Below are 7,049 nucleotides of genomic sequence, written 5' to 3'. Positions count from 1 at the left end.
GAAACCGTCAACAACAAGCGGGCAAGCCCAGGTGTCGTCATCCATAATCCAAATAAAATCGTGATTTTCCAGCTCTTTATAAGCCAGAGCGTGTGCGATCCCGGCGCAAAATCCGCCCGCGCCACCGGTATTTTCTGAAAGCTCGATTACACGGTCCACTACCGGATGCTGCTGGGCAAGACGTGAAGAGTCATCGGTTGAGGCGTTATCAACCACGATTACCCGCTGAACTGGTCTGGTCTGCGTAGCGATTGCGTCCAGACATTCGCGAAGCAGTTTAGCGCGGTTATAAGCTACTACCACCGCAAATACCTGACGTTCTTCGCCCATTACCCTATCTCCTGACCTAGTTTTTTCCATCATATCTAAGGCGCGAGATATCCGAACCATCAACGTCTCCTATTTTCATCACCTGCACCCTCCCTATACAAAAGTGCCCTCCAACGCCGGGAAAAAGCATAATTTTCCCGCCCCAAAAGACGAACCCGGAGGGAGATTCCGTCGCGGGAGGGTGATTTGGTTGAGAAAGGCAGCAAGCTTTCAGGCAAACTATCGGAAAAGAATTGCCATGCCCGAGGGTAATGTTCTCCTCGGAGGGCGCTTTGGGCTCTAAATCACGCACACTAAAGGGGAGCCTTGGCGTAAACCCGGGCTAATGCCCGAGAACCCGCCAAGGCTCCCCTAGCATGTTTAGCTAACTAGATAGCCAGCAAAGTTACGGGCTATAGGACATTTGGTGTTGTTTTTGTCTTGAGTTTTCGTTGGCGTGGTGGGCGAAACTGGGGTTTTGAGTTGGTTTGCCTCAACTGCGAGGACGGACAGTACGTCTTGGTAGAGGGCAGGTTTTTGCCTGTTACGGTGAAGCGTCCTGGGTTTTGTTCCGCTTCTTATATGGGGGTCAGCTCGGCTGCCCGGTGTTGATTGTAGCTGGTGATGGCCTCCTCAGGGGTGGTGTAGTCCAGGGCCTCGTGTAGGCGCTCGTTGTTCCACCAATGGACCCAGTTCAGGGTTGCCCATTCGACTTCGGTACATGACCTCCAGGTTTGGGAGTAGATCAGCTCGGCCTTGTAAAGCCCGTTGACGGTCTCGGCTAGGGCATTGTCGTAGGAATCGCCAACGCTGCCGGTTGAGGGTTTGATTCCGTAGTCAGTGAGTTTCTCGCTGTAGGTGATGCTCGTGTACTGAGATCCATGATCAAAATGGTGAACAAGATTGGATAGGTCTTGTCTGGCGTTCATGATTGCCTGCTCGAGCGCCTCCAACGGTAACGTCTCTGTTGTCATCGAGGTCCGGGTCGCCCAGACAACGATCTTACGACTGAAGACATCGGTGACGAAGGCCGTGTAGACGAACCCGGACAGGGTACGGACATAGGTGATATCGGCGACCCACAACCGGTTCGGACCCACAGCCTTGAACTGCCGCTGTACTAAGTCCGGGCGAGTATCGAAAACTGGTGCTGGCCGAGTTGTCACAGGTCTACGTCCGCGACGTATCCCACTAATTCCAGCGATTTTCATGAGCCGAGCCACCTGGTCACGGCCAATATCCCAGCCGGCACGCCTAGCTGCGTGCCAGAGCTTACGCACACCATAAACACTGAAGTTCTTCTGGTGAATCTCACGTAGTACTTCAATCAGGATCTGGTCTCGTATGCTCCTGGTGCTCGCAGGCCGGCTCTTAGCGGCCCGGTACCCCCGAGGAGTGATAAACCCTCCTTCAAGGTGTTCGCAAAGGACCCGGCACACGAACTCGACTGAGTAGTGATCGCGGTAGTGGTCAATGAAAGCGATCATTAACTCCCGGGGTGGTCGAGTTCTCGTGCGAAAAAAGCCGAAGCAAGCTTCAAAATCTCATTCGCCCTACGCAGCTGCGCATTCTCGCGTTTGAGTCGTTTGATTTCCTCATGCTCTTCACGCGCAAGCCCCTGCCCCTCACCCGTGGCAACCAAATACTGCTCATACCAGCGGCTCAGTGACTCGTTTGCGATCCCCAGTTTCGGCGCGATCTCACGCACTGCCTGCCAGTAAGAAGACGAGCCATCACCAGCTAAGCGATCCACGAGCATGCGCACCGCACGGTCCTTAAACTCTTGTGAATACCTCTTCGGCATGTTCCAATCCTCTCAAAAACAGGTAGGAACAAAACCCAGTACACTTCACTAACCCCAGCAACACAATTTGTCCTATAACCCTATTCCTCTCAAAACGAATGCGGTTCTGTTCAAATTTAAACCAACTGGCTCGAAGTGGCATCACGAACCCGGCTGACGGAGTATGCCAAACACAACTATGTTCATTTACTGTTCCTTGGCTAGGTTGTGTTCATTAATGCAAGTTCTAGATTTCTAGATCTAAACATCTCTCTTAAAAGGACCACATTTCGGTAGAGTCTTGGCTATGACGGGTTCCGGATCACAAATCGAATTCCTCTCTGATGGCGAAGGCCTCATTATCTTCAGTCAGGATGAGGATTTAGAAGAGTTCGATAACTGTGATGGGTTTTCCGTTTCAAAGGTTTCTCCCCAAGTCCTATTTCGCGCTCAGAATGTTTTCTCCACATTCAGCGAATTTCAAGTGCGCTCAAGCCGCTACGTGAAACTCAGCCCGGAGTCGGCGAAGCTTATGAGGCAACGCGTCACCAAAGGGCCCGTGAGAGGAGCGTTTCGGCGCGGTGATTTCAATCTTGCCGGAAACCCGGGTCAGTTTTTTCGAAAAATTGAGATACGAAGTACTGGCACCTTGGCCCCGGCATTCGCGACTGCGGGAGCTAGCGTAATCGCACAAGCAGCTATCGAGGCAGCGATAGCTGAAATCAAAGATTATCTCGAGACCATCGACGCAAAGCTCGACGCGCTTCTGCGACAGAGCAAAGTGGAATCTTTGGGAGAACTCGAAGGCATCTCGAATGCTCTCAAAGAAGTTGAAGATTACTACCGAACAAATAACAGTGTTTCAGCAACCAAATGGTTAACGATCAGTCACCTAGGCGCCTCCCTCCACACCATGGAAACGACCGCGCTTGAGCAGATATCGAGTTTGGTGGAACAACTGGCGGCAAGCCAAGGTGACTCGAAGAAAACAGCCAAATCCTTCCAGAGCCTAGATGAGAACCTTTCATTCTGGCTCGGTAATCTTGGCTGGAGTATTTGGCTACATGACCGGTTTTATGTCTTGGAGATCGCACACGCACAAGAATTCGAACCCGACCACTTCGACGGCTACCACGCTTCAATCCAAAGAACACGTCAGGAAAGAATCGAATCTGTAACCTGTCGGTTACTGAGAATGAACGATTCTATTCGTGCCACTGCGAACTTGGGGAACAGTGTTTGGGCCACGCATTACCAACGAGCTAGAAAGATAATCGAAGCAGCTAACAGGGCAGAAAACTCAATTCAGCGTTTTGCCCTTCACGTTAATCTCAGCTTTGAAGAAAAAAGCGAACTTCAAATACGGGGGTGGAAAGAGTCTGTATCGGGTTTTGTAGGCGACTCTGTACAAGCAGTCAACCAAAGCCGCCAGAGAGGTGTGGAGCAGATACAAAAGACTGGTGAACGGTTGCGCACGCACCGCGAGGATAGGACTCTGGCGAAGGCGGACAAGATTAGGGCTCGGCGAAATGCGAATAATAACCCGCCAGATTCCCCTTGATCTGCACCATTGCAGGTGCCTGCCGTCAACTGGCCGCTTTTCTTGGTTACGCGAGTTTTCGGGCACGCACCAGCTCGTCATAGGGATGCTTTGAGTTTGCGCCTCGTTCAATGACTTCATATTTCTCAATCGTCCACTTTGGCGACAGATTTTCGAGGGCTTCACGCGCACTCATCACCTTCGAAAAGTCCGGGCCGTGTCCGCGTGGCTTATCCGGGTCAGGCATGTGATGGACGAACAGGAGCGTTCCGCCTGGTTTAACGAGCGAACAAAGATGTCTAAAGAGGTCAGAATTCTTCTGAATCACGGGGTAGAATGCGCTCACTAGGTCATATTCCCCACTAACTTCGCGAGCGTCAGCGACAATCCACTGCACTTTCACTGAGGCCTTGTGAGCCGCAGTCTCGGCTCGGTCTATAGCAATCTGTGAAATGTCTACGGCACTCACCTGCCAGCCTTGCTGGGCCAGCCAGATCGCGTCTGCCCCCTCGCCCGCCCCAACATCGAGGACGGTACCTGGCTTCATGTCTTCAATTTCTCTGCGTAGGAGAGCGTTGACTTTACCGCTCCACAGGCGCCCTTCCGAGGCGTAACGTGCATTCCATTCCTGCGCTTCAGTACTCACGCGAATAAGGTTATCGAAATCCGCACCCTATAACGCTAGCCAGCACCCTAAATAGAATTCAACGCGAAATAACGTTAGATATAGATGCTGATGAAAATGCCGTAATAAGCCAAGTTATCAAGGGATGCGAAAACAAAACTCCACTTATATTCACCGACACCGAAGGCAAGGTGCAATTATTCCAATCGAAAGTGTCGGATACGTGCAGTACAATTCAGGGAACACTAGACGCGTCGGATTTGGATTCTATTTCAGCACGCCTTTGGTTATCGTGTATATCTGATCGGCAAAGCTAGATGTGTCCGAATCGTGTGTAACCACTATCACCGCGGCACCGTCATCAGTAGCTGATCGCAACAAATTCATTACCAATCCGGTAGACTCCTCATCTAGATCTCCCGTGGGCTCGTCTGCTAAGACCACCTCAGGGATGTTTATCAATGTGCGCGCAATTATTACACGGCGCGTCTCACCCCCAGATAGTTCCCTCGGGTAAACCTCGCTTAGGCCCTCAATCTGCAAAGCTTTCATTAGTGATTCAGCCCGCGCATTGACGTCGTAAGGTTTTTCTATACCCCGTTCTTTAGCGATCAACGCCGGTAACAAAATATTTTCACGAACGTTAAGACTAGCGATAAGAGTTTCCTGTTGCGTAGCATATCCAATTCTGCTGCCACGCAAAGTCGAAAGCTCAGAATCATCCAAGTCACCTAAAAGCTGGCCGCATATGCGCACCTGCCCTCTAGTTGGTTGCAGCAATCCAGCAAGCATATTAAGCAAGGTGCTCTTCCCATTGCCGGATCTGCCCTGAATCATTACCATCTGCCCGCTACTAACCTGTAAATTTGCCTCTTCCACAGCGTTAAAATAGCTTCCACGCCGGTAAAACTCGCGGGTTAATCCACTGGCTTGCACAACGACAGAATTCGCCATGTCCCCTCCCTTTACCTCGCCGCACGCAAAGTCAAATAAGTCTCATTTTTCAAGGTTTTACCAGCAGCTATTATCGCTGCGAGTATAGAAATGAGCAGGGCTCCGATTACACAGCAAGCAACTATTACAGACGCTGTTGCAAAACTTATATCAACATAGGGAAGCTCCAACTTGGCACGTATAAGATTGGCAAAGGGATACATTATTACCTCCCCTAATACGCCACCAATCAATCCACCACCCAAGCCGATGAAAAAGCACTCTTTCCCTAGCATAAACATGAGGTTCTTACGAGTCGCTCCCATTATTCGTAATGATGCCAATTCTTTTTTACGTTCACCTACGGATGTGGCCACAACTGCTACCAAAACTATCAGGCCAACCAACCAAAACATTGCAACTATCAACCAAATGTAACCGATTATAGTTATTGTATTAGCCTTTACTTGCGATGCCATTCCCGCAGAGGAAACTACACCCACATGTTGCATTTTATTGGCCAAAGCATCCCCTACGGCTTCTGCCGGATAGTTCGGATCAACTTTTACCAAGATAGACGAAATTGCTCTACCGTTTGGAGGGTTGTGAATATACTCCACTTGCGAAGAATATTTAAACATTTTCTCCACTGTGTTTTGATTTACGAACACAACGGTGTCATACGAAGTTCCTGTGCGCGCTAACTTAGCAGCAACATGCCAAAACTCATTAAAAAGACGCACCTGCCCATTTGGGTCAGCAAACACGTCAGCGCCTACTATAACTTCGTCATCTTTAAGCTCACCAGCATACTCAGTAGCTATCCACGGTTGCACTACAAAGTCGGTTTTTGGGTTGAATCCAATGATCTGTACATCCACCGCGCAACAGCCAGCATCAAGTGAGGTCAAGTAGGTTTCAGGGGTTGCAGCTTTAACTCCCTCTACCTTACGTACCTCTTCCAATATAGAGTCATCGTTAAAATAAAATTTTTCTTTGGATTTACCAAGTAGAAAGCTTTCGGCTGCCTGCTGGTGTTCGTTTGGAAACACAATCAGATCAGCCCCCATGCGTTCCTCCATAGCAGAAAACCCTCGGCTAAGAGCTAATGACATGAAGGTACCGGAGAAAAAAATAACACTTAAAACAATTACTGTGATTGAAAGACCTAACGTGCGTCCCGAGTAATATTTAAGATTTTCCTGTGGAAGCTTTCGTAGCCCGACACCTACCGACGAACTTTTTCCTGCCATGGAACAACCCTTCTTGAGTGCCTATTTACAGTGTTTACGCACTTTTATTTCGCGATCTTTTCACTACGGCAGTCAAACCATATAGCCACAAGCGCACACAGCAACGCCAAAACGCTCACTATTACGAGAGTTGGCAACATTACCTGCCTGCAATGCATGGTTGGCATATCACATACGCCTATGAGCAACGTAACCACTAATATTTCCAATACCGCAGTGGCTGCTACTGAGATATTTAGGCCAATGCGTGTTGGAGCCTTTACTAAGAAGTTAATAAGACCCAGTACGGCTATCATAGCGCCAATACCGAGCGAGGCTTTAGCGCTCCAGTGACAAGCCATCATCGGATGGTCACCATGAATTGGACAAGGCTGAGCGATTGTCATAGGCGCTATCGCTATCATCGTTCCAAAAAGAACTGCTGGGATTCCAGCGATATATTTGTTTTTCATGTGTCTCTTACTTCTACTTCAGTGTCGATTAGAAACGCATTGTGCGAGTCTAAGGCTTCACCCGTCGCGAGCCAAGGCTATAATAACCTGTTAGGTAAGCCTTGCCAATGTCTTTACGGTGTTTGGTGGGGTTACCCTGTGTTTGTTGACACTT

General features: G+C 49.5%; 7 protein-coding genes. 1 reads left to right on the top strand and 6 read right to left on the bottom strand.

The features are described from left to right. Both HMPREF3174_RS08985 and HMPREF3174_RS04080 read right to left on the bottom strand, forming a co-directional pair. The coding region (locus HMPREF3174_RS08985) for a glycosyltransferase (RefSeq protein WP_148132166.1) at nt 1-330 on the bottom strand (330 nt) is incomplete at its 3' end. A gap of 557 nt (nt 331-887) precedes the next feature. Next, a protein-coding gene (locus HMPREF3174_RS04080; protein ID WP_148132165.1) for an IS3 family transposase occupies nt 888-2,113 on the bottom strand; the annotation gives its coding sequence in 2 pieces (ribosomal slippage) (nt 888-1,834 and nt 1,834-2,113; 1,227 coding nt in all). A gap of 286 nt (nt 2,114-2,399) precedes the next feature. Between HMPREF3174_RS04080 and HMPREF3174_RS09225 the strand changes: the two genes are divergently transcribed. After that, nucleotides 2,400-3,653, top strand: a complete 1,254-nt coding sequence (locus HMPREF3174_RS09225) for a hypothetical protein (protein WP_148132164.1) — start codon at nt 2,400-2,402, stop codon at nt 3,651-3,653. Between the two features lie 46 nt (nt 3,654-3,699). Here the strand turns inward: HMPREF3174_RS09225 and HMPREF3174_RS04070 are convergent, their stop codons facing one another. The 4 genes from HMPREF3174_RS04070 to HMPREF3174_RS08975 all read right to left on the bottom strand — a co-directional run bounded on the left by HMPREF3174_RS04070 (nt 3,700) and on the right by HMPREF3174_RS08975 (nt 6,895). Continuing rightward, complete coding sequence (locus HMPREF3174_RS04070; RefSeq protein WP_160326874.1) at nt 3,700-4,278, bottom strand: class I SAM-dependent methyltransferase; 579 nt, start codon at nt 4,276-4,278, stop codon at nt 3,700-3,702. A 246-nt stretch (nt 4,279-4,524) separates the two neighbouring features. Then, on the bottom strand, nt 4,525-5,211 hold the full coding sequence (locus tag HMPREF3174_RS04065) for an ABC transporter ATP-binding protein (RefSeq protein ID WP_062613696.1): 687 nt from the start codon (nt 5,209-5,211) through the stop codon (nt 4,525-4,527). 11 nt (nt 5,212-5,222) lie between these two features. Next, nucleotides 5,223-6,443: an ABC transporter permease gene (locus HMPREF3174_RS08980; protein ID WP_082661185.1), complete on the bottom strand. Its 1,221-nt coding sequence runs from the start codon at nt 6,441-6,443 to the stop codon at nt 5,223-5,225. 44 nt (nt 6,444-6,487) lie between these two features. Continuing rightward, complete coding sequence (locus HMPREF3174_RS08975) at nt 6,488-6,895, bottom strand: DUF4418 family protein (RefSeq protein ID WP_034509278.1); 408 nt, start codon at nt 6,893-6,895, stop codon at nt 6,488-6,490. Nucleotides 6,896-7,049 lie beyond the last annotated feature (154 nt).

Source organism: Trueperella sp. HMSC08H06 (assembly GCF_001808465.1).
In the GTDB taxonomy this organism is placed as follows: Bacteria; Actinomycetota; Actinomycetes; order Actinomycetales; family Actinomycetaceae; genus Trueperella; species Trueperella bernardiae.
This window is presented reverse-complemented; position numbering and strand designations above follow the sequence as displayed.